This window comes from Streptomyces chiangmaiensis, from assembly GCF_036281785.1.
Lineage (GTDB): Bacteria > Actinomycetota > Actinomycetes > Streptomycetales > Streptomycetaceae > Streptomyces > Streptomyces chiangmaiensis.
In genome coordinates this window covers 23,264-47,224 of record NZ_JAYWVC010000042.1, presented here as the reverse complement: position 1 = coordinate 47,224, position 23,961 = coordinate 23,264, and the positions used below count along the sequence as shown (strand labels likewise).

At 70.8% G+C, this 23,961-nt stretch carries 19 protein-coding genes and 1 pseudogene; 6 read left to right on the top strand and 14 right to left on the bottom strand.

Annotation, left to right across the window (positions count from 1 at the left end):
* Window positions 1–218: 218 nt before the first annotated feature.
* The 4 genes from VXC91_RS15650 to VXC91_RS15635 all read left to right on the top strand — a co-directional run bounded on the left by VXC91_RS15650 (window position 219) and on the right by VXC91_RS15635 (window position 3,809).
* Window positions 219–1,643: an amino acid permease gene (locus VXC91_RS15650; protein ID WP_329507869.1), complete on the top strand. Its 1,425-nt coding sequence runs from the start codon at window positions 219–221 to the stop codon at window positions 1,641–1,643.
* Between the two features lie 171 nt (window positions 1,644–1,814).
* Complete coding sequence (locus VXC91_RS15645) at window positions 1,815–2,360, top strand: sigma-70 family RNA polymerase sigma factor (protein ID WP_329507868.1); 546 nt, start codon at window positions 1,815–1,817, stop codon at window positions 2,358–2,360.
* Window positions 2,361–2,496: 136 nt separating this feature from the next.
* Window positions 2,497–3,009 carry a hypothetical protein gene (locus VXC91_RS15640; RefSeq protein ID WP_329507867.1) on the top strand — a complete coding sequence of 171 codons (513 nt, stop codon included), beginning with the start codon at window positions 2,497–2,499 and terminating at the stop codon, window positions 3,007–3,009.
* 143 nt (window positions 3,010–3,152) lie between these two features.
* Window positions 3,153–3,809, top strand: a complete 657-nt coding sequence (locus tag VXC91_RS15635; protein WP_329507866.1) for a zf-HC2 domain-containing protein — start codon at window positions 3,153–3,155, stop codon at window positions 3,807–3,809.
* Between the two features lie 51 nt (window positions 3,810–3,860).
* Here the strand turns inward: VXC91_RS15635 and VXC91_RS15630 are convergent, their stop codons facing one another.
* The 3 genes and pseudogenes from VXC91_RS15630 to VXC91_RS15620 form a co-directional block, all read right to left on the bottom strand.
* Complete coding sequence (locus tag VXC91_RS15630) at window positions 3,861–4,721, bottom strand: Fpg/Nei family DNA glycosylase (protein ID WP_329507865.1); 861 nt, start codon at window positions 4,719–4,721, stop codon at window positions 3,861–3,863.
* Window positions 4,722–4,768: 47 nt separating this feature from the next.
* Window positions 4,769–6,105, bottom strand: a pseudogene (locus VXC91_RS15625) (ATP-binding SpoIIE family protein phosphatase).
* A gap of 81 nt (window positions 6,106–6,186) precedes the next feature.
* Window positions 6,187–7,038 carry a hypothetical protein gene (locus VXC91_RS15620; protein ID WP_329507864.1) on the bottom strand — a complete coding sequence of 284 codons (852 nt, stop codon included), beginning with the start codon at window positions 7,036–7,038 and terminating at the stop codon, window positions 6,187–6,189.
* A gap of 237 nt (window positions 7,039–7,275) precedes the next feature.
* Here VXC91_RS15620 and VXC91_RS15615 point away from each other — a divergent pair, with 237 nt between their 5' ends.
* Complete coding sequence (locus tag VXC91_RS15615; protein WP_329507863.1) at window positions 7,276–8,700, top strand: lipase maturation factor family protein; 1,425 nt, start codon at window positions 7,276–7,278, stop codon at window positions 8,698–8,700.
* Here VXC91_RS15615 and VXC91_RS15610 read toward each other — a convergent pair.
* The 8 genes from VXC91_RS15610 to VXC91_RS15575 all read right to left on the bottom strand — a co-directional run bounded on the left by VXC91_RS15610 (window position 8,688) and on the right by VXC91_RS15575 (window position 16,594).
* On the bottom strand, window positions 8,688–9,539 hold the full coding sequence (locus VXC91_RS15610; RefSeq protein WP_329507862.1) for an amidohydrolase family protein: 852 nt from the start codon (window positions 9,537–9,539) through the stop codon (window positions 8,688–8,690). The genes VXC91_RS15615 and VXC91_RS15610 overlap by 13 nt on opposite strands.
* Window positions 9,524–9,838 (bottom strand): L-rhamnose mutarotase, encoded by a 315-nt coding sequence (locus VXC91_RS15605; RefSeq protein ID WP_329507861.1) that lies wholly within the window; start codon window positions 9,836–9,838, stop codon window positions 9,524–9,526. The genes VXC91_RS15610 and VXC91_RS15605 overlap by 16 nt, the downstream gene beginning before the upstream one ends.
* Window positions 9,835–10,821 (bottom strand): aldo/keto reductase, encoded by a 987-nt coding sequence (locus VXC91_RS15600; protein WP_329507860.1) that lies wholly within the window; start codon window positions 10,819–10,821, stop codon window positions 9,835–9,837. Before VXC91_RS15600 ends, VXC91_RS15605 begins: the two co-directional genes overlap by 4 nt.
* Window positions 10,818–11,573, bottom strand: coding sequence for an SDR family NAD(P)-dependent oxidoreductase (locus tag VXC91_RS15595; protein WP_329507859.1), 756 nt, complete (start codon window positions 11,571–11,573; stop codon window positions 10,818–10,820). Before VXC91_RS15595 ends, VXC91_RS15600 begins: the two co-directional genes overlap by 4 nt.
* Window positions 11,570–12,910: an L-fuconate dehydratase gene (locus tag VXC91_RS15590; protein ID WP_329507858.1), complete on the bottom strand. Its 1,341-nt coding sequence runs from the start codon at window positions 12,908–12,910 to the stop codon at window positions 11,570–11,572. The genes VXC91_RS15595 and VXC91_RS15590 overlap by 4 nt, the downstream gene beginning before the upstream one ends.
* 75 nt (window positions 12,911–12,985) lie before the next feature.
* On the bottom strand, window positions 12,986–14,011 hold the full coding sequence (locus VXC91_RS15585; RefSeq protein ID WP_329507857.1) for an ABC transporter permease: 1,026 nt from the start codon (window positions 14,009–14,011) through the stop codon (window positions 12,986–12,988).
* On the bottom strand, window positions 14,004–15,512 hold the full coding sequence (locus tag VXC91_RS15580) for a sugar ABC transporter ATP-binding protein (protein WP_329507856.1): 1,509 nt from the start codon (window positions 15,510–15,512) through the stop codon (window positions 14,004–14,006). Before VXC91_RS15580 ends, VXC91_RS15585 begins: the two co-directional genes overlap by 8 nt.
* Window positions 15,509–16,594: a sugar ABC transporter substrate-binding protein gene (locus VXC91_RS15575; protein ID WP_329507855.1), complete on the bottom strand. Its 1,086-nt coding sequence runs from the start codon at window positions 16,592–16,594 to the stop codon at window positions 15,509–15,511. Before VXC91_RS15575 ends, VXC91_RS15580 begins: the two co-directional genes overlap by 4 nt.
* A gap of 163 nt (window positions 16,595–16,757) precedes the next feature.
* Here VXC91_RS15575 and VXC91_RS15570 point away from each other — a divergent pair, with 163 nt between their 5' ends.
* Window positions 16,758–17,495 carry a FadR/GntR family transcriptional regulator gene (locus VXC91_RS15570; protein WP_329507854.1) on the top strand — a complete coding sequence of 246 codons (738 nt, stop codon included), beginning with the start codon at window positions 16,758–16,760 and terminating at the stop codon, window positions 17,493–17,495.
* Between the two features lie 133 nt (window positions 17,496–17,628).
* Here the strand turns inward: VXC91_RS15570 and VXC91_RS15565 are convergent, their stop codons facing one another.
* Genes VXC91_RS15565 through VXC91_RS15555 form a run of 3 tightly spaced genes read right to left on the bottom strand, consistent with a single transcriptional unit; the run spans window position 17,629 to window position 23,957 of the window.
* Window positions 17,629–20,646, bottom strand: coding sequence for an alpha-mannosidase (locus tag VXC91_RS15565; RefSeq protein ID WP_329507853.1), 3,018 nt, complete (start codon window positions 20,644–20,646; stop codon window positions 17,629–17,631).
* 31 nt (window positions 20,647–20,677) lie between these two features.
* On the bottom strand, window positions 20,678–22,696 hold the full coding sequence (locus tag VXC91_RS15560) for an endo-beta-N-acetylglucosaminidase (RefSeq protein ID WP_329507852.1): 2,019 nt from the start codon (window positions 22,694–22,696) through the stop codon (window positions 20,678–20,680).
* 28 nt (window positions 22,697–22,724) lie between these two features.
* Entirely contained in the window at window positions 22,725–23,957 is a 1,233-nt protein-coding gene (locus VXC91_RS15555; protein WP_329507851.1) for a glycoside hydrolase 5 family protein, read from the bottom strand.
* Window positions 23,958–23,961 lie beyond the last annotated feature (4 nt).

Genomic DNA, 23,961 nt, shown 5'->3' with positions numbered 1-23,961 from the left:
GGTGGCGATCCGGCTGGTCAAGGCCGGGCGCTGGCCGGTCACGGTCGTACCCTAGAGCCGCCACCCGCATCCGCCGTGCCCAGCGATCGCGCCCGTCGGACGGTCCGAGGACGGCCGTGCCGACCGGAGGCGCCCTGCACGCGGTCTTCCGTCCCCGTCGCCCCTGCGCCATCATGATCCGCCGTCAGCCCATTGCCGTCTGCGAAGGGGTGAGGCTCATGGCCAGGCTCAGGATGGGTGAGGGGATTCTCCGCCGCAAACCCATCGAGCACATCGAAGAGACGGAAGCCCACGAGGGCACGCAACTCGACCGCTCGCTCGGCCTGTGGCAGCTGACCGCGATCGGTGTGGGCGGGATCATCGGCGCGGGCATCTTCACTCTGGCCGGAACCGTGGCCAACGGCACGGCGGGCCCCGCGGTCCTCGTCTCGTTCCTCGTCGCGGGGGTGGCGAGCGCGTGCGCCGCGCTGTCGTACGCGGAGTTCGCGGGGCTCATCCCGAAGGCGGGCTCGGCGTACACATACGGGTATGCGGTGCTCGGCGAGTACGCCGGCTGGTTCATCGGCTGGGATCTGCTGCTGGAGTACACGGCGATCGTCGCCGTCGTCGCGATCGGCATCTCCGGCTACTTCGGCTTCCTCGTCGGGGAGACGGGCGCGCATCTACCGGCGTGGATGCTGGGCGCGCCGGGCACAGGCGCGGGCCACCGGGTCGATCTGTTCGCGGTCGTCCTGTGCCTGCTGATCGCCTGGCTGCTGAACCTCGGCATCCGCAACGCGGCCCGTTTCGAGACGACCGTGGTGGCCCTGAAGATCCTCGTCGTCCTGCTCGTGATCGGCGTGGGCGTCTTCCACATCGACACCGCCCACTACCACCCCTTCTTCCCCTACGGCATCGGCGGCGCGTTCACCGGGGCGGCGACGGTCTTCTTCGCCGTCTTCGGGTACGACGCCATGTCGACCGCCGCCGAGGAGTCCAAGGACGCGCAGCGCCACATGCCGAAGGCGATCCTGTACTCGCTGGGGATCTCCATGGTCCTTTACGTGGCGGCGTGTCTGGTGTTGACGGGCATGCAGGACTACAAGGACATCGACAAGGAGAGCGGGTTCTCCAGCGCGTTCAAGGCCGTGGGGCTCAGCGGGCTGGCGGACGTGATCGCGGTCGGGGCCGTCATCGGCATCCTCACGGTGATGTTCACGTTCATGCTGGGCGTCACCCGGGTGTGGTTCTCGATGTCCCGGGACGGACTGCTGCCGGGATGGTTCGCGAAGACGCATCCAACGCGTCATGTCCCCACGCGCGTCACTTGGATCGTCGGGGTCGCCTCCGCCGTCATCGCCGGGTTCCTGCCCATCGCCGAGGCGGCCGAACTGACCAACATCGGCATTCTGTTGGCGTTCGTGGTGGTGTGCGCCGCGGTGATCGTCCTGCGCCACCGTCAGCCGGACCTGCCGCGCTCCTTCCGCACGCCGTGGATGCCGTTCGTACCGGCGCTCGGCGTGGTCTTCTCGATCTGGCTGATCACGTTTCTGCAGTGGCAGACGTGGGTGCGGTTCGCGGTGTGGTTCGCGATCGGCCAGATCGTCTACTTCGGGTACTCGTACAGGCGCTCCGAGCTGGCCAGGACCGTCGGCTCGCCCTGACGGCCACCGGGGCCCGCCGACCGTCGGCCCAGTTGCGGGAAGACCGGGCCGCAGTCGGCGCGCGGGGCGGTCGACCGCTCGCCGAACCGTTCACCGACGAACAGCGACCGCCCACCGCACGGCCCGGTCCCGGCTCTGTCCGGGCGGCGCCACCCGCGTTGCCATACGCCCATGACGGCCGGAACCACCACCCCATCCGGGACGACCGCCGAGCACGAGCTGACCGAGCTGCAGCGCGAGCACGGCCGCCCCCTGTTCGCCCTGCTGCTCAGGCTCTCGGACGGCGACCGCCAGCGCGCCGAGGATCTGCTGCAGGAGACGTTCGTACGCGCCTGGCAACACCCCGAAGCGCTCCGCGCGCATGATTTCGACTCCGTGCGCCCCTGGCTGCTGACGGTCGGACGGCGGCTCGCGATCGACGCGCGGCGGGCCCGCCAGGCACGACCCGCCGAGGTCGGGGACGCCGTGCTGGAGAACGCGAGAGTGATCGCCGACCACGCGGAACGGTCCGCCGCGATGCTCGATGTACGCGAGGCTGTGAAGACACTCACTCCCGAGCACCGGGAAGTTCTGGTGCAGGTGTATTTCCGAGGTGCCAGTGTGGCGGAGGCCGCCGAGGCCCTGGGAATTCCACCCGGTACGGTGAAGTCTCGCGCGTACTACGCACTGCGCGCCCTGCGCCGAGTCCTGCCGGGATACGCGGCCGAGCTGCGGTGAAACCGAAGGCCGAGTCAAACCTCCGTAAAGCGCCTTGCTGCCGACCATGGTTGAGCAATCAGCTTGCCTCATCCGTGTTCCGGACTGGGGGCCCGGGTTCGGGCGACGCGCACGCACCGGAGGAAGGCAGGAAGGGATGCTGCACAGAGGCCAAGAGAGCACGGACGGCACCGGCGGCGGTGAACTGGCCGTCCCGATGGCGTGGCTGTACGCCGAGTACATCGCGGACGAACTGCTCCGCACGGGCGATCTCATGCCGCCGACGTCCTTCGAGTTCCGCGCCGGGCGCGACGCCCTGGCACTGACCATCTTCTTGTCCGACACCGGCGGCGAACTGTCCGGAATCCGGGTGGTCTCGCAGCTGGAGACCTGGCTCTCGCTGACGGCGTACGACCAGCCATGGCAGGACTGGGTGCGCGAGCGCATGGCCCAGCTGGCCACCGAGGCGATCGAGTGCGACGGACCGGCGCCGGACCTGGAGCTCGCCTCGGCGGCCTGGCGCTGGCTGGAGGAGACCGAGCTGCTCGCCCCCGACCTGGACGCGGTGCCCGGCGGGGCCCCCGTGGGCGAGGAGGACGGACCCCAGGTATGGACTCCGGCCTGGCAGCTGGGGCTCCCCCTCGGACATCTCGCCATCCATCTTTTTTGAAGAAGGACCAATCCGGCGGCCCGACGGCTCCGAATGTCTCGGCCGCGATTCGGTAACGGCCTTGAGTGATTCGGCCGTCTGGTCCGTACCGGTGGGCAACAGCAGCACCACCCCCACCCCGCTCACCGGCATGAGGATTTGGTATGAGGTCCCTGGAACGCCATCGCGACGTCGGCGCCTACGCGCTCGGCGTGCTGGATGAGGCGGAAGCCTTCCGCTTCGAGGACCACCTCATGGAATGCGCGAGTTGTAAGACGCACGTGAACGAGTTCCGCCCCGCCGCACGGCAGCTGATGCTCTACCGCAACGCGACCCCGCGGCCCGTGCATCCCTTCGCGGCCCCCGGGCCCCACCTGCTGGAGCGCCTGCTCGACGACGTGACGGCCAAACGGCGCAGCGGGCGAAGCCGCCTGCTGTACGCGGTGGCGGCCGCCGTCGTGTTCGCGGTGGGCGGGCCGGCGCTGGCGATCGCCTCCGGGCACGGCGGGTCCTCGGTCGCGACGGCCATGAGCGCGACCGACCCGGACACGGGAGTCTGGGCGGAGATCAGCACGCAGGACCGGATCTGGGGCAGCCAGATCGATGTGACGGTCAAGGACACGTCAGGGCCCCACCCTTGTCGGCTTGTCGCGGTCGGCAAGGACGGCTCGGAGCAGACGGTGACGAGCTGGATGGTGCCCGCGGACGGCGGGGAGGCGACCACCGTGAGCGGGGGCGCCGCGCTCCAGGCCCGGCAGATCGACCACTTCGAGGTACGCACCAGGGACGGACAGCACCTGGTCACGCTGAAGTCCCGCTGAGGCCCGGGGAGGCCGGGCGGATTCGCCACGTGGTCCGCCGCTGCGGCCGGCCTACTTGAGCAACCGTGACAACCTGCGGTCCGCCAGTGGTTTGCCGCCCGTCTGACACGTCGGGCAGTACTGCAGCGAGGAGTCGCTGAAGGACACCTCGCGGATCGTGTCCCCGCACACCGGGCAGGGTTCGCCGGTACGGCCGTGGACCCTGAGGCCGCTCTTCTTCTCGGCCTTCAGGCGCCCGGCCGCCTGACCCCGCGAGCGCTCGACCGCCTCCGTGAGCGTCGTCCGCAGCGCCTCGTACAGACGTTCCATCTCCTCCGGGGAGAGTGACGAGGCCAGCTTGAACGGGGACATCTTCGCCGCGTGCAGGATCTCGTCGCTGTACGCGTTGCCGACGCCGGCGATCAGGCTCTGGTCGCGCAGCGCGCCCTTGATCTGGCGGCGCTCACCCGCGAGGAGCTTCGAGAGCCGCCGCTCGTCGAAGTCGGCGGCCAGCGGGTCGGGGCCCAGACGGGCGACGCCGGGCACTTCCTGGGGATCGCGTACGACGTAGACGGCGAGCCGCTTCTGGGTGCCCGCTTCCGTCAGGTCGAAGCCCTCGCCCGTCTCCAGCGCGACCCGCAGGGCGAGCGGGCCCTTGCCCGGGCGGGGCACACCGTCGGGCAGGCGGTCCTTCCACTGGAGCCAGCCCGCACGGGCCAGATGGGTGACGAAGTGCAGTCCGTCGGCGTCCACGTCGAGGAACTTGCCGTACCGGTGCACCGCGGTGACCACCCGGCCCTCGAAGGCGGTGACCGGTGGGTCGTACGTCTTCAGGACACTGATCGCGACGGGCAGTACCCGCACCAGCTCGTGGCCGACGAGATGGTCGGCCAGGAAATCCTTGAGCGCTTCGACCTCGGGCAGTTCCGGCATGTGTACCAGAGTGCCACCCGCGACCGGCTTCGCGAGGGTCGCCCGTATCAGCCACGTCGCGGAACCATGAATTCGCACCACACGACCTTGCCGCCGCCCCGCGCCTCCACCCCCCACACGTCCGTGAGCCGGTCGACGAGCAGCAGTCCGCGGCCCGAGACACCGAACTCGCCCGCCTCGCGGCGGCGGGGCAGCGCGCTGGAGGAATCCTCGACCTCCACCCGCAGCCTGCGGTCGTGGCCGGCGATGACCCGAAGGGTGACGATCGCGGAGCCCTCGGTGTGCAGGAGCACGTTGGTGATCAGCTCGCCGGCGACCAGTTCGATGTCGTAGGAGCGCTCGCCCACGCCCCAGGCGCGTACGGCGGCGCGGATCATGCGGCGGGCCTCGCCGAGCGCCCGCGGGTCAGCGGGCCCGACGTGCTGCTGGAGGCGGCCGCCGGACCGCTGGGCAAGGCCCCGGCGTCGGAGGAGCAGCAGCGCCACGTCGTCGTGACCACCCCGCTCCTCGGCCGCCTCGATGAGCCCATCGGCGAGGTCGCTCACGTCGCCCGGGCCCCTGCAGACAAGGTCCCGCAAGGTCTGCATGCCGTCGTCGAGATCGATGCCGGGTTGTTCGATCAGCCCGTCGGTGCACAGCAGAAGGGTCTGGCCGGGGTCCAGCTCCACGGTGGTCACCGGGTACTCGAGGCGGCCGAACTCTGCGGACAGCCCGAGCGGCAGCCCGCCCTCGACGGGAAGCCGCCGGCAGCAGTCGTCGGTCAGCCGCAGCAGTGGGTCCACGTGGCCGGCACGGACCAGCTGCACCACTCCGGTGGACAGGTCGGCCTCGGCGTACAGGCAGGTCGCGAAGCGCTCGGTGTCGAGCTCTCTGAGGAAGTCCGAGGCGCGGGCCATCACGGTGGCAGGCGTGTGACCCTCGGCGGCGTAGGCGCGCAGGACATCCGCAGCTGGCCCATGACGGCGGCGGCGTGCGTGTCGTGTCCCTGTACGTCACCGATGACGGCGCCGCCCCGGCCGCCGGGCAGCGGGATCAGGTCGTACCAGTCGCCGCCGATGTCCCGCCCGAGCGCGGCCGAGCGGTAGCGGACGGCGATGTCGGCGCCGGGCACGCTGGGGATGGAACGCGGCAGCATCGCCTGCTGCAGGCCTTGGGCAAGGTCCTTCTCCTGCTCGTAGAACATGGCGCGCTGCAGGGTCTCGGGGCGGCCGTCGTATTCGTCGGGACACAGGTCGAGGATGTCGTGGGCCTGGGCGTCCAGGTGGAACAGCCCGGTGTCCAGGTCCCAGTCGAAGCTGCCCATGCGGTTGAGCGCCAGGATCGGATCCGGGTGGGCGGGCCAGTCCTTCGGGAGTGACAGGGCGTTCGCTCCCCGATCAACCATGGGGCCACGATGCCAGGGTTTGCCGGAATCTTCGACTTCTGTCCCGAAGGTCCCCGGGGCCGCGGTCACCCGCCGGACGGCTCAGTGGCCGAGGGCGTCGGCCGGACTGTCGAACAGCGGACTCTCCATGCTCGTGTCGCCCGAGATCGGACGACCGCCGTCGGGTGCGACGGGCGCCGACGGGCCCGAGGACACGGTCGGCCGCGCGAACGGCGTGGCCGCCCCGGACAAGGCCGGCGGGGATGTGACGGCGGCGGCGATGGAAGCGGTGGGACAGTCGGCGCGTCGGTCCCCACCCTCGGCCGGGGCGTCCCCGGGCGCTGGTGTCTCGTCCCTCGCCATCGGCGCGGCGGTGACGGTCACGCTGGGCATCGCGCAGTCGACCGGGGGCCGCTCCACCGAAAGATTCTGCTCGTGGGCTCGGGCGCCGCTCTCGCTCGGGTCCGCTCTCTCGAGGGGAGGGAGACTGCTCGCCACCGGCCCGGGCTCCTGCGAGGAGGTCCCGAACCGCTCCGGTGCGCCGCTCTCCGCATCGGCCCCCGGCGGCCGTACGTCGACCTGCGGAGGCTGCACACGGGCCTGCGGCGGCCGGACGTCGATGTCCTGACGCCCGTCGTCCCCGATCCTGCGTTCGATCCACATGTTCTTGTTCTCGATGTCGATGAGCGTGCGGTCGGCCATGATCAACCGCCAGGTCGTGTCGGATTCGTACGCCGTCGGCTGCGCCGGTCGGGTGACGGGCGCGGACTGCGCGGTGGACCAGACCGTCGAGTCGGTGAACGGGTCGGCACCTCGGACCTCGGCCGGCTGGATGAACACCTCACCCCGGGCAGCGGCGCCGGGTATGAGGCTCTTCCCGACGCAACCGGCACACAGGACGGTCGCCGCCGACAGCGTGCAGACCGCTGCCAGCGCTCTGGCGGGCGCCTTCATCGTTCCGGTTGACGTGTTGGGTGTCCTGGTGGATGTGTTGGGTGTCCTGAGGGGCGCCTTCGGCGACCTGGTGGGCGTCTTCACCGCGTTCTCCCCGCTTCGTCCGGGACGAGTCGTCACTTCATGTCTGCGTCACCCGCCCGAGTTACGCAAGCGGAGCAGAGTTGCACGGACAGTCACGAACCCTCGGTCCGAACCGGGGTACCGGGTCACACTGGAGGGAGAGGAGCGGTCACCGTGGACTGGTTCGTGGCACCCGAGTACTGGCTCAGCCGGCTGATCTTCCAGCGGGCCCTGGCCGCCGTGTATCTCTTCGCCTTTCTCACCGCGGCGCTGCAGTTCCGCGCGCTGATCGGGGAGCGCGGAATCCTGCCCGTGCCACGCCATCTCGCCCGGATGCCCTTCAAGCACGCGCCCAGCGTCTTCCACCTCCACTACTCGGACCGCTTCTTCGCCGCCTGGTCGTGGGCGGGGTGCGCGGTGTCGGTGGCGCTGCTGGCCGGGCTCGACTCCGAACTGCCGCTGTGGGCAGGGATGGTGCTCTGGCTGGTTCCGTGGGCGATGTATCTGTCGATCGTCAATGTCGGCCAGACCTGGTACTCGTTCGGCTGGGAGTCACTGCTCCTCGAGGTGGGCTTCCTGGCCGTGTTCCTGGGCACCGACGAGGTGGCCCCGCCGGTCGTCGTGCTGTTCCTGCTCCGCTGGATCCTCTTCCGCGTCGAGTTCGGCGCCGGGCTGATCAAGATCCGCGGGGACGCCTGCTGGCGGAAGCTGACCTGCCTGGACTACCACCACGAGACGCAGCCGATGCCGGGCCCGCTGAGCTGGTTCTTCCACCATCTGCCGAGGCCGCTGCACCGAGCCGAGGTGGCGGCCAACCACGTCACTCAGCTGGTCGTCCCCCTCCTGTTGTTCACCCCGCAGCCGATCGCGACGGTGGCCGCGTCCGTGATGATCGTGACCCAGCTGTGGCTGGTCCTGTCGGGCAACTTCGCCTGGCTGAACTGGATCACCATCGTGCTGGCCCTGTCGGCGGTCCGGTTCCCCACCACCGCCCACCCGGTGGCCGGGCCGCCCCTGTGGTACGAGATCGTCGTGCTGGCGATCGCGGCGGGCCTGGTCGCCCTCAGCTACCACCCCGTGCGCAACATGATCTCCCGCGGCCAGGTCATGAACCGCTCCTTCGACCCGCTGCACCTCGTCAACACCTACGGCGCGTTCGGCAGCGTCAGCCGGATCCGGTACGAGGTGGTGATCGAGGGCACGGCGGACGATCTGCCGCGTGAGGACTCCGACTGGCGGGAGTACGAGTTCAAGGGCAAACCGGGCGATCCACGGCGCTGGCCGCGCCAGTTCGCGCCGTACCATCTGCGGCTGGACTGGCTGATGTGGTTCGCGGCACTCTCCCCCGCCTACGCGGGCTCCTGGTTCGGTGGCCTGGTCGAACGCCTGCTGGAGAACGACCACGACACGCTACGGCTCCTGCATCGCTCCCCGTTCCCGCCGGACGCACCACCGCGTTTCGTTCGGGCCCGGCTCTTCCGCTATCGCTACACGACCTGGCAGGAGTTGCGGAAGACGGGGGCATGCTGGGAGCGCACCTATGTGCGCGAGTTCATGCCGCCCACGCGGCTGGCCGTCCCCGTGGCTCAGAGCCGGTAGACGCGTGCGGCGGTTGCCTCGAAGATCAGCGCCCGCTCGTCGTCGCCGAGATCCACGGTCAGCGCGCCCGCCGCGCGCGACACCTCGCCATACGTGGCGGCCAGCGTGCACACCGGCCAGTCCGAGCCGTACATCAGCCGCTCGGGGCCGAAGGCCTCCAGCACGGTGTCGGCGTACGGTCGCAGGTCCGCCTGGCTCCAGTCCCTCCAGCCGGCCTCGGTCACCATTCCCGACAGCTTGCACACCGTGTTCGGCAGGGCGCCGAGCGACCGTACGTGCGAGGCCCAGGGTTCGAGGACCCCGGAGGCGATGGGCGGCTTGCCCAAGTGGTCCAGGACGAAGGTCAGATGCGGAAGAGCGGCTGCCGTCCGGACACACGCCGGGAGCTGGTGGGGCAGGACCACCAGGTCGTACACCAGACCTGCCTCAGCGACCGCGGCCAGGCCGCGCCGTACATCGGCGCGCAGCAGCCACTCGGGGTCCGGCTCCCCCTGGACCTGGTGACGGATCCCGCGCAGGTACGGACCGCCGGGCAGCTCGCGCAGCCGGGCCAGTGCGTCCGCCACGCCGGGTGCGGTCAGGTCGGTCCAGCCGACGACCCCGGCGACGAGGTCCGTCTCGTCCGCCAGGGCCAGGAACTCCGGTGTCTCCTCCGCCACCGTGACCGTCTGCACCAGCACGGTGCGGTCGACGCCGACCTCGCGTGCCTCCGGTTCGAGGTCCGCCATGGTGAAGTTCCGCCGCAGCGGCTGAAGTTCGGGCCCCGTGATCCAGTCCTGGTCGCGGACGGACAGGTCCCAGACGTGGTGGTGGGCGTCGACGGTCACGGCAGCTCCCATACGACGGGCAGGCCGGCATCCGCGCCCTCGCTCGAGTAGTCGTGCACGATGTCGAGCAAATCCGCCATCCGCGCCTGCCAGGCGACGTTGACCGGGAGTTTCTCCAGCTCGGCCAGCAGCCGCGGGTAGTTCTCGCACTCCAGGACGTGAAAGAGGTCCGTTCCGCTGCGCCAGATGGTCCACGAGGTGACTCCGGCCGCCCTGATCGCCTGAGAGAGCTCCGTCGGCACCTTTCGGTGGGCGGCCTCGTACTCCTCGATGCGATCGGCGCGGACCCTGGTGTGCAGGGCGACTCTCATGACGCCTCCTCGGCGGGGACGGGGGCCTGGGCCGGGAGCAGGTCCGCGTCCCTCAGCTGCTGCCAGAACGCGGCCGGAACGGTCGCCGCGAACTGCTCGGCGCAGTCGCGGACCTCGGCCGCCGAGCGCGCGCCGACGAGCACGCTCGCCACGGCCGGGTGGGCGGAGCAGAACGCCAGCGCCGCGGCGCGCAGGGTGGTGCCGTGCCGTTCCGCGAGCGCCTTCATCCGGAGCGCGCGGTCGAGCAGCTCGCTCGGTGCCGCCGCGTAGTCGTAGCTGGCGCCGGGCCTCGGATCGGCCAGCAGACCGGAGTTGAACGCGCCGCCGACGACCACGGACACGCCGCGGTCGACGGCCACGGGGAGCAGTTCGTCCAGCGCCCGCTGGTCGAGCAGGGTGTACCGGCCCGCGCACAGCACCACGTCCACGTCCGTCTCGCGGATGAACCGGGTCAGCATCTCGGCCTGGTTCATGCCCGCGCCGATCGCGCCCACCACGCCCGCCGAGCGCAGTTTCTCCAGCGCCGGGTAGCCCTCCCGGAGTGCCTGCTCGGCGTGGTCGTCCGGGTCGTGCAGATAGACCACGTCGACGTGGTCCAGGCCGAGCCGCTCGAGGCTGTCCTCCAGGCTGCGCCGTACGCCCTCCGCGCTGAAGTCCCAGACGCGACGGTGGGTGGCCCGTACCGCGAATCCGTTCGCGAGGTCGTCGCCGCCCGCGTCGGCGGGCTCCAGCAGGCGGCCCACCTTGGTCGAGACCGTGTACCCGGTGCGGGGGTGCTCGCGCAGGGCCGCGCCGAGGCGGCGTTCGGACAGGCCGAGTCCGTAGTGCGGGGCCGTGTCGAAGTAGCGGATCCCGCTGTCCCAGGCGGCCCGGACCGCCTCGTACGCCCCCTCCTCACTCACCTCGGTGTAGAGGTTGCCGATGCCGGCGGCGCCGAAGGCCAGTGGGCCGACCTCGACCCGGCTGCCGCCGAGGGTGCTCACTGGCCCACCGGCCGCAGCCGGAGGCCCTGCATGCCGCCGTCGACAGCGAGGGCGGTGCCGGTGGTCGCGCCGGACTGGGGGCTCGCCAAGTAGGCGATGGCACCGGCCACCTCGGCTGCGGTGACCAGGCGGCCGGTGGGCTGGCGGGCCTGGAGCGCGGCGCGTTCGGCGGCCGGGTCGGGGGCCGCGTCGAGGAGGCGGCCGACCCAAGGGGTGTCGACCGTACCGGGGTTGACGCAGTTCACGCGGATGCCCTCGCGGACGTGATCGGCCGCCATCGCGAGGGTCAGCGAGAGGACGGCACCCTTGCTCGCGCTGTACAGCGCCCGCTGCGGCAGCCCTGCCGTCGCGGCGATCGAGCACGTGTTCACGATCGCCGCGTGCGCGGACTCCCGCAGGTGGGGCAGTGCGGCGCGGGCCGTGCGCACCATTCCCAGGACGTTGACGTCGAGCACCCGCCGCCACTGCTCGTCGTCGTTGTCCTCGACGGTGCCCTGAGCACCGATGCCCGCGTTGTTGATCAGTACGTCCAGACCGCCGAGCTCCGTCGCGGCGGCGGCCACGGCCGCGCGGACGGACGCGTCGTCGGTCACGTCGGCCTGGTACGCGAGCAGCGGCTTGTCCACCGACGAGGGGTCGAGGTCGAGTACGGCCACCTGGGCGCCGCGCGCCGCCAGCAGGTCCGCGGTGGCCCGGCCGATACCGGAGGCCCCGCCGGTCACCAGGGCCTTGAGGCCCTCGAAGTCGCTCATGCCGCATGCCCCTTCTTGCGTGCGAGGTCGGCGGCCCAGAAGGTACCGCCGGGGAAGGTGTACTGCGCGACGGACTCGGGGCGCATCGCGGCCGAGAAGCCCGGCGCGGTGGGCGCCGTGTAGCGGCCCTCCCTGACCACCACCGGTTCGAGGAAGTGCTCGTGCAGATGATCCACGTACTCGATGACCCGGTCGTCGGTCGTGCCCGAGAGCGCGACCAGGTCGAACATCGACAAGTGCTGGACCAGCTCGCACAGCCCGACTCCGCCCGCGTGCGGGCAGACCGGCACTCCGAACTTCGCGGCCAGCAGCAGGATCGCCAGGTTCTCGTTGACGCCGCCGACGCGGGCCGCATCGATCTGCAGGACGTCGATGGCGCCGGCCTGAAGAAGCTGTTTGAAGACGATGCGGTTCTGCACGTGTTCGCCGGTCGCGACCTTCACGGGGGTCACGGCCTTGCGGATCGCCGCGTGCCCGAGGACGTCGTCGGGGCTCGTCGGCTCCTCGATCCAGTACGGGTCGAACTCGGCGAGGGCCCGGGTCCAGGCGATCGCCTCGTCCACGTTCCAGCGCTGGTTGGCGTCGATGGCGATGCGGATGTCCGGTCCGACGACGGAACGGGCCACCCGGCACCGGCGCACGTCGTCGGCGAGGTCCGCGCCCACCTTCAGTTTGATCTGCCGGAAGCCATCGGTGACCGCCTGCGCGGCCAGCAGGGTGAGCTTCTCGTCGCTGTAGCCCAGCCAGCCTGCGGAGGTCGTGTAGGCCGGGTAACCCTGCTCCAGTAGCCGGGCGGAGCGCTCCCCCGCGCCCTGCCTGCCGCGCCGCAGCAGGTCCAGGGCTTCCTCGGGGGTGAGCGCGTCGGTGATGTAGCGGAAGTCGATCTGGCGGACCAGCCACTCCGGTTCGGCCTCGGCGAGCAGCCGCCACAGGGGCTTGCCGGCACGGGTGGCGGCCATGTCCCAGACGGCGTTCACGACCGCGCCGATCGCCATGTGCATCACGCCCTTCTCGGGCCCCAGCCAGCGCAGCTGACTGTCGGCGATCAGGTCGTGGAAGAGCGATCCCGGGTCCTCGCACAACTCGTCCACGTCCCGTCCGACGACGTGTCCGCGCAGCGCCTCGATCGCGGCGACCTGTACCTCGTTGCCCCGCCCGATGGTGAAGGTGAATCCGTGCCCCTCGAGACCGTCGGCGGCGTCCGTGCGCAGCACGAGATAGGCGGCCGAGTAGTCGGGGTCCGGGTTCATCGCGTCGGAGCCGTCGAGCTCCCGGGAGGTGGGGAAACGGATGTCGAAGGTGTCGACCGCGGTGATTCGGGCGGCAGTTGGGGACACGGAAGGCCTTTCGGTACGGGGCACGGGGTCGTACGAGGTCGTACGTCGTACGACGATGTACGACAACGAGGAAGGTCAGTCCTGGGCATGGCCCGTCGTCACACGTGCGATCATCAGGGCGACCAGGATGATTCCGCCGTAGATGGCCTGGATCCAGAACGACGGCACCTGGGCGAGGGTGAGCAGGTTCTGCACGACGCCCAGGAGGAGCACACCGGTCAGCGCGCCGAGCATGGTTCCCTTGCCGCCGTCGAGACTGATCCCGCCGATGACCGCCGCCGCGAACACCGTGAAGATCATGTTGTTGCCCTGGTTGGCGCTGATCGCGCCCACGTACCCGGTCTGCATGATCCCGCCGACGGAGGCGAGGCAGCCGGCGACGACGAACACGCCGAGCATCACGCGCTCGACCCGGATGCCGGCCGCGCGGGCCGCGTCCGCGTTGCCGCCGATCGCGTACAGGGCGCGGCCGACCCGGTGGTAGCGCAGGACGAGACCGGCGACCGCGAAGGCGACAGCGGCCAGCCACACGGATATCGGGACGCGCAGGAAGGTCGTGGTGGCCAGGGTGAAGAACGCGTCGGGCATCCCGAACAGCGTCTTGCCCTTGGTCGCGCCGACCAGCAGACCACGCAGCACGATCAGCATGGCGAGGGTGACGATGAACGCGTTGAGCTTGAACTTCACCACGAGGATGCCGTTGAAGGCGCCGATCGCCGCGCCGACGACGAGGACCGCGACCAGCGCGAGCCCGGCGGGCCACGCGGTGCCCCAGCCGGACTGGGCGGTCGGCAGGACGAGCAGGGCGCCCACCGCCGGAGCGATGCCGACCACCGACTCCAGGGACAGATCGAACTTGCCGGTGATCAGGACGAGCGACTCGGCCAGTACGACCATCGCGAGGGCCGCCGAGGCACCCAGGATCGAGATGATGTTGCGCTCGGTGAGGAACGAGTCGTTCACGAACGCGCCCAGCACCATCAGCAGCAACAGGGCGGGGAGCAGCGCGAGTTCGCGGGCCCGGCGAAGCAGCACGGCCCTGGCCGACCGTGCGTCGGGGACCGGGACGGGCGTGAGCGGCTGGGCCTTGGTGTCAGCCATGGTCCACTCCTTCGATGGAGGCGATCAGCTCGTGGTCGTGCCAGCCCGCCGGGTGCTCGGCGACGATCCGGCCGTGGAAGAGAACGAGGACGCGGTCGCAGCGCCGCAGGTCGTCGAGTTCGTCGGAGACGACGAGCACGGCGGTGCCGTCCTCGCGGGCGCTGTCCATCCGGGCCAGCAGCAACTCCTTGGACTTCACGTCGACACCCGCGGTGGGGTTGATCAGGACGAGCAGCCGCGGCTCGGAGGCCAGGGCACGGGCCATGACGACCTTCTGCGCGTTGCCGCCGGACAGGTCGGAGACCGGCTGGTCCGGGCCCTCGGCATGGATGTCGAGGCGCTCGATCAGATCGGTGGCGAAGGCACGCTTGCGCCGGGTGCCGACGAGTCCGTACCTGCCGAGACGGCCCAGCACGCTCATGGTGGCGTTGTCGCCGACGGTCATCCCGGCGACGAGCCCTTGTTCGTGCCGGTCCCGGGGCACGCAGCCGACGCCCGCCTCCAGAGCGGCCTGCACGTCGCCGAACGGGAGCGGGCTGCCGTCGAGCCGGGCCGTGCCGCCGGTCGGGGTGCGCAGTCCGGCGAATGTCTCGGCGAGTTCGATCTTCCCGCTGCCGCTGGAGCCGGCGAGTCCGACGACTTCTCCGTGACGCACGGCGAGGCCGATGTCCTGGTACGACTCCGAGGTGAGCCCCTGGGCCTCGAGGGCGACCGGCGCATCGTCCGCCACGGTGTCCCGCGCGGTCCTCGCGCGCTCGGCCACGGCCTCGCCCGCCATGGCCTCCACCAGGGCCGCGCGGGAGAGTTCCGCGACGGGGGCGGTGGTGATCCAGCGGGCGTCGCGCAGGACCGTGACGGTCTGGCAGACCTCGTACACCTCCTGGAGGTGGTGCGAGATGAACAGGAAGGTGACACCGGATTCCTGCAGCGCCCGCATGCGCGTGAAGAGGCGCTCGATCTCGCGGTTGTCGAGCTGGGCGGTCGGCTCGTCGAGGATGATGAACCGGGCGCCGAAGCTCAGCGCGCGGGCGATCTCCACCATCTGGCGGTCCTCGACCTTGAGATCGGCGGTACGGGCGTCCGGGTCGACATGCACGTCCCAGGTGGCGAGGACCTCGGCCGCCGCCTCCTTCAGCCTGCGCCAGCTGATGAGTCCGCCACGCCCGGTCGGCTGCCTGTTGATCAACAGGTTCTCGGCGACCGACAACTCCGGTACGACCGTGGGCTTCTGGTAGACACAGGCGACCTTGCGCCGCCATGCGTCGCGGTCGGCGAGCGAGGGCGCGGGCTCGCCGTCGAAGCGGATCGTGCCTTCGTCCGGGGCCTGCAGGCCGGTGAGGACGTTGACGAGGGTGGACTTGCCGGCGCCGTTGCGGCCGACGAGGGCGTGGGACTCACCCGGGAGCACGGTGAGTTGTCCGTCCCGCAGAGCGACGGTGGGACCGTACTGCTTGACGATCCCCCGTGCCTCCACCAGGGGGGTGATGACTGGCGTGCTCATTTGACCGTGTTGCCCCAGAGCTTGGGGTCGTCGACGTTTTCCTTGGTGACCAGCGGGGCCGGCAGCTGGTCCTCCAGGATGCCGCCGGGCAGCTTGACGATCTCGGAGTCGTGGTCGGTGGGCCCGGGCTTGAACGTCTTGCCCTGCATCGCGGCCTTGATGTAGTACATGCCGTACTTGGCGTAGGCGTCCGCGGGCTGCGAGACGGTGGCGTCGATCTCGCCCTTGCGGATCGCGTCGTACTCCTGGGGGATGCCGTCGTTGGAGACGATGACGATGTGGCCCTTCTGGCCCGCCGTCTTCAGCATGTTCTTGGACTTGAGGGTCTGCAGCGTGGGGGCGAGGTAGACACCGCCGGCCTGCATGTAGATGCCCTTGATGTCCGGATTGGCGTTCAGGAGCGTGTCGAGCTTGGAGGCCGCGGTGTCGGACTCCCACTTGGCGGGGATCTCCAGGACCTGCAGCTTCGGGTACTTCTGCTTGACGCACGAGCGGAACGCCTCGGAGCGGTCCCGGCCGTTGACCGAGGCCAGGTCGCCCATGATCTGCACGACCTTTCCGCTGGTGACATGCTGACCGAGGTAGTCGCAGGCCTTCTCGCCGTAGGCGACGTTGTTGGCGCGCACGACCATCGCCACCTTGCCCTTGTCGGGCGCGACGTCGACGGCGACCACCGGGACGCCCTTGCGTTCGGCCTGGTCGAGCCCGGCCTCGATGGCGGCGCTGTCCAGCGGGGCGACGACCAGGCCCTTCACGCCCTGGTTGAGCTCGTTGTTGATGTCGGTGATCTGCTGGGACGGGTCGCTGTTGGAGTTGACGGTCTTCAGGGCGTCGACGCCCTCGGACTTCGCCATCTTGGGCACGTAGTCGTTGTAGGACTGCCAGAACGGCGAGGTCAGCAGGGGCAGGATCACTCCGACCTTCCCGGTGCCGTCGCCTCCGGCGCCGGCCGGTCCGGCGTCCTTCGTGCTGCCGCATGCCGTGAGCGCCACGGTGCCGCAGGCGGCCGCGGCCGTCGCGCGCACCGCCCACGAGGAGATTCGCCTGCCTTGCCGTCCGTACCGCACTGTCCTGCGGGCCATCTGTCGGCTCCTCATCGAGCGTGATCGACCAGTTGCCCGCATACTTATCAGACCACTCGGCCCGCCCAACACCCTTGGGCGCCAAGTTTTCGACCTATCCGGCCGTAGTGGTCGGACCACATCGATGGTTAGACTGCGGCGCACGGCGACGGGAGGAAGTGGCGTGGACGAGACACCGACCGAGGAGACGGAGCCGGAGAACACCACGAACGCTCCGCAGAAGGGAACGGTGACGCAACGCGCCATCGAGCAGATCAAGGCGATGATCGCCGAAGGCCGGCTGGAACCGGGCCAGCGGCTGCCGACGGAACGCGACCTTGCGGCCCGGCTGGGCATCTCGCGCAGTTCGATGCGGGAGGCGATCCGTGCGCTCACGGTCCTCGGCGTGCTGGAGGCACGGCACGGCTCGGGCATCTATGTCACCCGTCTGGAGGCCGGCGACCTGCTGGAGACGTTCGGCGTGGTGGCGGATCTCTCGCGCGGACCGCGCCTGGTCGAGCTGCTCGAGGTCCGCCGCATCCTGGAGTCGACGGCCACCGCACTCGCCGCCGCCCGCATCACGGACGATCAACTCGCCGAGGTGGAGAAGCACGTGACGGCGATGAACGCGACGGAGGACCCGGAGGAGATCCTCGCGCACGACCTCGCCTTCCACCGCGAGATCGCCGCTGCCGCCGGTAACGAGACCATGGCGGCGATGCTGGAAGGCCTGTCCTCACGCACCTTCCGGGCCCGCGTCTGGCGCGGCTACCAGGAGGAGGGTGCCTTCGCCCGCACCCGCCGCGAACACGCCGCGATCCACCGGGCCCTGGTCGCCCACGATCCGGAGGCGGCCCGGGCGGCGGCGGCCGCACATGTGGGCGAAGTGGAGCAGTGGCTGCGGGCACATCTCGGCGCCTAGGGCTGTGTCCAGGTGCGATCAGGGGCGAGGTTCACGGCCCCGGCGCCGACGCCCCGGACAACAGAAATGGTGAGCTCGGGCGGGCTCCCGGAGGGGCACCGCGCGCGGAACGCGCGGTGCCCCTCGTCCGCCCTCAGGCCCGCGTCAGCCGCAGCGTCACCAGCTCGAACGGGCGCAGCCGCAGCGTGATCCGGCTGCCCTCGCGGCCCGGTACGGGCGCGTCGCCGAGCGGCCGCTCCAACAGGTCCGTCGCGACCACCGACGCCACGTCGAATCCCGCGGTGAGCGTGGCCTCGCTACGGCCGCCGCGGGACTCGTGGAAGCGCACGACGACGTCACCGCTGCCGTCGTCGGCCAGCTTGACGGCCGTCACGACCACCGCGTCCTCCGCCACGGTCACCAGCGGCTCCACCGCTCGCGCCCCGTCCAGCCGCCGTTGGGGCAGGTTGATCCGCCAGCCCTCGCGCACCGCGTCCCCGATCGTGGCGCCCGGTGCCAGCGCGTGCCGGAAGCGGTGCACGCCCTGGTCGGTCTCCGGGTCGGGGAAGCGCGGGGCGCGCAGGAGGGAGACCCGGACGGTCGTGGTCGTGCCGGCGTCCGTGTCCCGCACCGTGCGGGTCACATCGTGGCCGTACGTCGAGTCGTTCACCACCGCCACACCCCAGCCCGGCTCCTCCAGGTGCACGAACCGGTGGTTGCAGGCCTCGAACTTCGCCGCCTCCCAGGAGGTGTTGGTGTGAGTGGGCCGGTGGAAGTGCCCGAACTGGGTCTCGGACGCGTACCGTTCGGCGTGCACGTCCAGCGGGAACGCCAGCTTCAGGAACTTCTCCGTCTCGTGCCAGTCGACCTCGGTGTCGATCTCCAGCCGCCGCTCCCCCGGAGCCAGCGACAGCACCTGGGTGACGCGCGAGCTGCCGAAGGACCGCACGACGCGGACCGACATGCCGTCCCCGCCCGGCACGACCTCCTCCGCGTCGAGAAGGTCGGTGACCGTGTTGCGGTAGAACTCGTCCACGTCCCACGCGTCCCACATGTTGGGGAAGTCGGGATGGAGCTGAAGGAGGTTCGCGGCGCCCCCGGGTGCGACCGTCTCGCGGTCGGCCTCGACGTCGTACACGGAGACGACCAGCCCTCGCGCGTCGATCTCCGTCCGCAGCAGCCCGTTGTGCAGCACGAAGCCGCCGTCGGGCCGTGCCGTCAGCGACACCTCGCCCGCGACGACCTGCTCGCCCGCCCCGCCCGCGGGGATCCCGGCACGGGTGTGCGGGGCCGCGTTGAACACCAGCGGCACCAGCCCCTCACCGGCCAGCGACCGCTGCGCCGCCTCGATGATCCCGTTCAGCTCCCCGGCGATCCGCTCGTAGGTGGCCCGCGCCTCCCGGTGCACCCAGGCGATCGAGGAGCCGGGCAGGATGTCGTGGAACTGGTGGAGCAGGACCGTCTTCCAGATACGGTCCAGCTCCTCGTACGGGTAGCGGAATCCGGACCGTACGGCCGCCGTGGCCGCCCACAGCTCGGCCTCCCGCAGCAGGTGTTCGCTGCGCCGGTTGCCCTGCTTGGTCTTGGCCTGGCTGGTCAGCGTGGCGCGGTGCAGTTCCAGGTACAGCTCGCCCACCCAGACGGGCGGGTGGGCGTACTCCTGCTCCGCCTTTTCGAAGAACTCCCCCGGTGTCTCCCACACCACCGTGGCCGAGCCCTCGAGATTGCGCAGGCGTGCCGCCTTCGCGACCATCTCCCGCGTCGTGCCGCCTCCGCCGTCACCCCAGCCGGTCGGCGCGAGGGAGTGCCTGGCCACCCCCTTGTCCTTGAAGTTGCGCGCCGCGTGGGCGATCTCGCTGCCCTTCATCGAGCAGTTGTAGGTGTCGACGGGCGGGAAGTGGGTGAAGATCCGGGTGCCGTCGATGCCCTCCCACAGGAAGGTGTGGTGGGGGAACTTGTTGGTCTGCGACCACGAGATCTTCTGAGTGAGCAGCCATTTGGAGCCGGCCGCCTTGATGATCTGCGGCAGTCCTGCCGCGAAGCCGAAGGTGTCGGGCAGCCACGCCTCGTCGTTCTCGATGCCGAACTCGTCGAGAAAGAACCGCTTGCCGTGCACGAACTGGCGCGCCATCGCCTCCGAGCCCGGCATGTTGGTGTCCGACTCCACCCACATGCCGCCCGCCGGCACGAACCGGCCGTCCGCCACGGCCTTCTTCACCCGCGCCCACACCTCGGGGCGGTGCTCTTTGACCCACGCCCACTGCTGAGCCTGTGACATGGCGAAGACGAACTCCGGCTCGTCCTCGATGAGCGCGGTCATGTTGGACGTGGTACGGGCCACCTTGCGCACCGTTTCGCGCAGCGGCCACAGCCACGCCGAGTCGATGTGCGCGTGCCCGACGGCGCTGATGCGGTGGGCGGAGGGTGCGGCGGGAGCCGCCAGGACGTCGGTCAGCTGCGCACGGGCCCGTTCCGCCGACCCGTTGACATCCTGCAGGTCGACGGCGTCCAGCGCCCGCTCCACCGCGCGCAGGATCTCCGAGCGCCGCCCCGAGTCCACCGGCAGCTCGGCCATCAGCTCGCCGAGCACCTCCAGGTCGAGGACCAGCTGCCACACGGTCTCGTCGAACACCGCGAGATCCATGCGTTCCAGCCGGTACTGGGGCTCGCTGCCCGCCGTCTCCTTGTCGCCGAGCTGCGTGGGACGGAAGGGGTGGTGGTCGAGGATGACGGGATTCGAGGCGGCCTCGATGCACAGCTCGACCTGCTCGCCACCCTCGGCCGGGGAGCCGATCCGCACCCACTGGTTGCGAGGGTTGAGCCCCTTCACCGGGGTGCCGTCGGGACGGTAGACGAGGCCTTCGCACTGAAAACCGGGCATGTTCTCGTCGAAGCCGAGGTCGAGCAGCGCCTCGACGGTCCTGCCCGCCCAGGCCTCGGGCACGGTCCCGGTCACCCGGAACCAGCTGGTGCCCCACGGGGCGCCCCAGCGCGCGCCCACCGCGATCGGTTCGCCCGGGGCGGCCAGGCCCTCGGCGACCGGTACCGGCTCCCCGGGTGCGTGCCACACAGCCACCTGGAGCGGCACGGACTCGGGGTACACGGCGGGGCGGATACGCTCGTCGAGGACGCGGCGCAGGCGGGCTTCGACCAGAGTGCGGTCGTCATGCATGGGGTGCTCCGTGGGGTGAGGGTGGGCGGTGTTACCAGCGGTAGGTTGTCGTGGCCGGAGTGGAGACGTTGTAGAGCGCCCCGACCGCGCGCAGTTCGAACCGTGCGACGCTCTCGCCCTGCTCCGCGGTGAGCCCGCCCGCATAGTACGCCGACTGGCAGGTGCCGCCGACGAAGCGGCGCGTCCCGTCGGGCAGGACCCGGTGCAGCTCGTAGTGGCGTACAACGGGCGCCGCGGCTCTGCGGGCGCCAAGGACAGTCTGCCAGGCGAAGCGCAGGTTGCCGCGGTCGGCGTCGATCACGCGCAGACCGACCGGGGCGGCCGGGGCGGTCACCGTGTCGCGGACAGCGAGTCGGCCGAGGCGCCAGCGCACCTCGCCGCCGCTGCCGGTGAGGCGCACGGCCAGCCTGCGCACCGTGCCGGACAGGCCGGTCAACGGCACCGTCGTGGTCTGCCAGCCGTCTGCGCCCGCGAGGGGGAAGTAGGTGTACGGGGGTTCCTGCCCGGGGGCGCTCGGCTCCTCGGTGGCGACCGCCAGCTCGGCCCGCACGTCGCCCGCGTCGACCCGATGGGTCAGCTCGACGACCGTCGCGGGGCCGATCGGCAGCCGGGTCGCGTAGAGGTCCAGCGTGGCCGGGGCGTCGAGGGCACCGGAGACCAGCAGACTGCTGCCGCCGCGCCAGGCGTCGGCGAAGTCGAAGGCGACGGACGGGCGGGTGCCGCTCGTGTGGACGACCCATCGGCGGGACGGCAGCCGGTCCTGGAGGCCGAGGTGGTTCCACGGGGTGGCCGAGGTGACCTCGCCGTCGTCGTACCACTTCAGTCCGTGGCCGGTGTTGAAGACGGTCGCGAACGGAAGCGCGGTGACGGTAGAGCGATCTGCGACCGACACGGCCGGGGCGCGCCAGCTCGCCGAGGTATCGGGCCGGGACGGGTCGAGGCTCGCACCCGTCCAGAAGAGGTCGTCGGCCGTGTGGAAGTCGCCCGGCGTACGGTTGGCGGGGAGGTGGTTACGGGTCCACTCCGGCCGGTAGAAACCGATAGAGGTGACGTGCGCCGCTGTGGTCGGCACGATCGCGTCCCAGTTCACGAACGTGTTCGTGCCGCCCGACTCCACGTCGACGCCCGCCCACAGCTCATAGCGGCTGCGTTCCAGCTGCCCGGCCAGCGTGCCGGAGGAGGCCAGCGAGCTCTTCGACCAGCGGAAGTCGACGAACATGGAGTCGGCGGCCTGGAAGAACGCCTGGTTCTGGCTGTCGAGGGCGCCCTGCCAGGACACCGTGCCGTTCACCGTCATCGCGTCGTACCAGGTGACGCGCAGCCCCTTCGCCGCGCTCAACGCCTTCAGCTCCTTGACGAAGCCGAGCATGTCGGCGCCGAGCGCACTGTTCCCGCCGCCGGTCTCCGCGTTGACGAACCAGCCGTCGAAGCCGTACGCCTGAGCCACCGCGACGAGCTGTGCGGCGAGCGGATAGTGCCCCGCGACGTCCTTCTGCACCAGGTCACGGGTCCACTGGAGCTGTCCGCCGTAGGCGACGGGCGGCAGGAAGATGTTGCCGAGGACGCGGACACCGTGCCGGTGGGCGGCGTCCACGATCGGGGCGTTCGGCGCGAGGATCAGCCCCTCCCCCGCCGAGCCGCCCCAGAAGACCAGTTCGTCGAGGTAGGCCCAGTGGGTCAGGGCGTAGTAGTCGGCAGTGGGCGCGCCCTGGGAGGGGTTGGAGGCGGTGGGTCCGAAGGAGACCAGGGACTGGATGCGGGCCTGGCCCGAGCGGGCGGTGGTGTTCGCGGGGGTGGGGGTGAAGCGGGCAGCGAGGGGCACGCAGGCGGCGTTGAAGGCCAGCTCCGTGTCGGTGGCGGCGCTCCAGGTCTTCAGGCTGCGCCAGGTGATGCCCGCGCCGGGGGTGCCGGAGGGCAGGGAGTCCGGGTACCAGTAGGAGGCGTACGGCTGGAGGTCGCGGGTCGCCGCGGAGGCGCCGGACACCGGCAGTACGGGGGTGAGCGCGGCCGCCGCGCCGGCGAGCAGCACCGTGCGTCTGCTGAGGTTCACTGTGTGCTCCGTTTCGTCGTGGGACGGGTTACTCGGTGACCTGATCGGGGGTGACGACGTCGGTGATGCCACGGGCCGCGAGATGGTCCTTGTCGTCTGCGCGGCTCGCGAGAACGGTGGTGGGGCGGACCCCGTCGGCGGTCAGCCGGGCGAAGGCCTCGAAGACCGGGCCGCCCGGGGCGCAGACGGAGCGGCCCGCCGTGGTGTCGACGACCAGCGCGGTGGTGCGGAGGCCGGGGTCGGGGACCGGCTGTTCCTTGATGATCCGGGACAGTGTTGCCGCGGCCGGCTTGGGCTGCCGGTCGTTGTTCAACAGCCCGAGTCCGTACTCGAGCTCGGGGAAGTCGGCGAGGCCGCGGCTGACGTCGTGCGAGCACCACCAGGTCACGCCCCAGACGTCCGGGCAGTCGAGCGCGTTGGTGACGGTGGCCTCGGTGAAGGCCGCCGCGTGCTCGGCGGGGATCAGCGGGGCGGGGGCGCCGACCTCCTGGAGCCAGACGGGGCGGTGCGGGTCGACCGCCCAGGCCTTGGACAGTTCGATGAGGTACGCCGCGTGGTGCTCGGTGGCGGTTCCCGTGCGGCCGTGGCGCTGGGCGGTGCCGTTGAACACCCAGGAGTGCACGGCGGTGAGGTCGCCGAGGCGCGCCGAGTGCTCGGGGGTGAAGGGCTGGTCGTCCTGGTACCAGGCGGCGTCGTAGGAGGCGTGCAGGTGCAGCTTGCCTGGTGCGCCCTCGGCGCAGGCGGCGAGCAGCCGGGTCAGCCACTGGCCGGCCTGCTCGGCGGTGATGCGGTTCGGGTCCGGATGCGGACCGGCGGCGAACTGGTTGACCTCGTTGCCGATCGTCATGCCGATGAAGTTCGGCCGGTCGGCCAGCGCTGCGGCGAGGGTCCGCAGGTATGCCGCCTCACCCTCGACGACCTCCGGGTCGGTGAAGATGTTGCGGCGGTGCCAGGTCTGCGTCCAGGCCGGCAGGAAGTCGAAGCTCGACAAGTGCCCTTGCAGGCCGTCCACGTTGACGTCGAGGCCGCGCTCGGCCGCCGCGTCGGCGAGCGCGACGAGCTGCTCCACCGCGCGCGGACGGATCAGGGTGCGGTTGGGCTGGAAGTAGGGCCACAGCGGGAAGACCCGGATGTGGTCGAGGCCCAGCGCGGCGATCGAGTCGAGGTCAGCGCGTACGGAGTCCAGGTCGAAGTCGAGCCAGTGGTGGAACCACCCTTCGCTCGGGGTGTAGTTGACGCCGAAGCGCCTGGCTGAGGGCATGCGG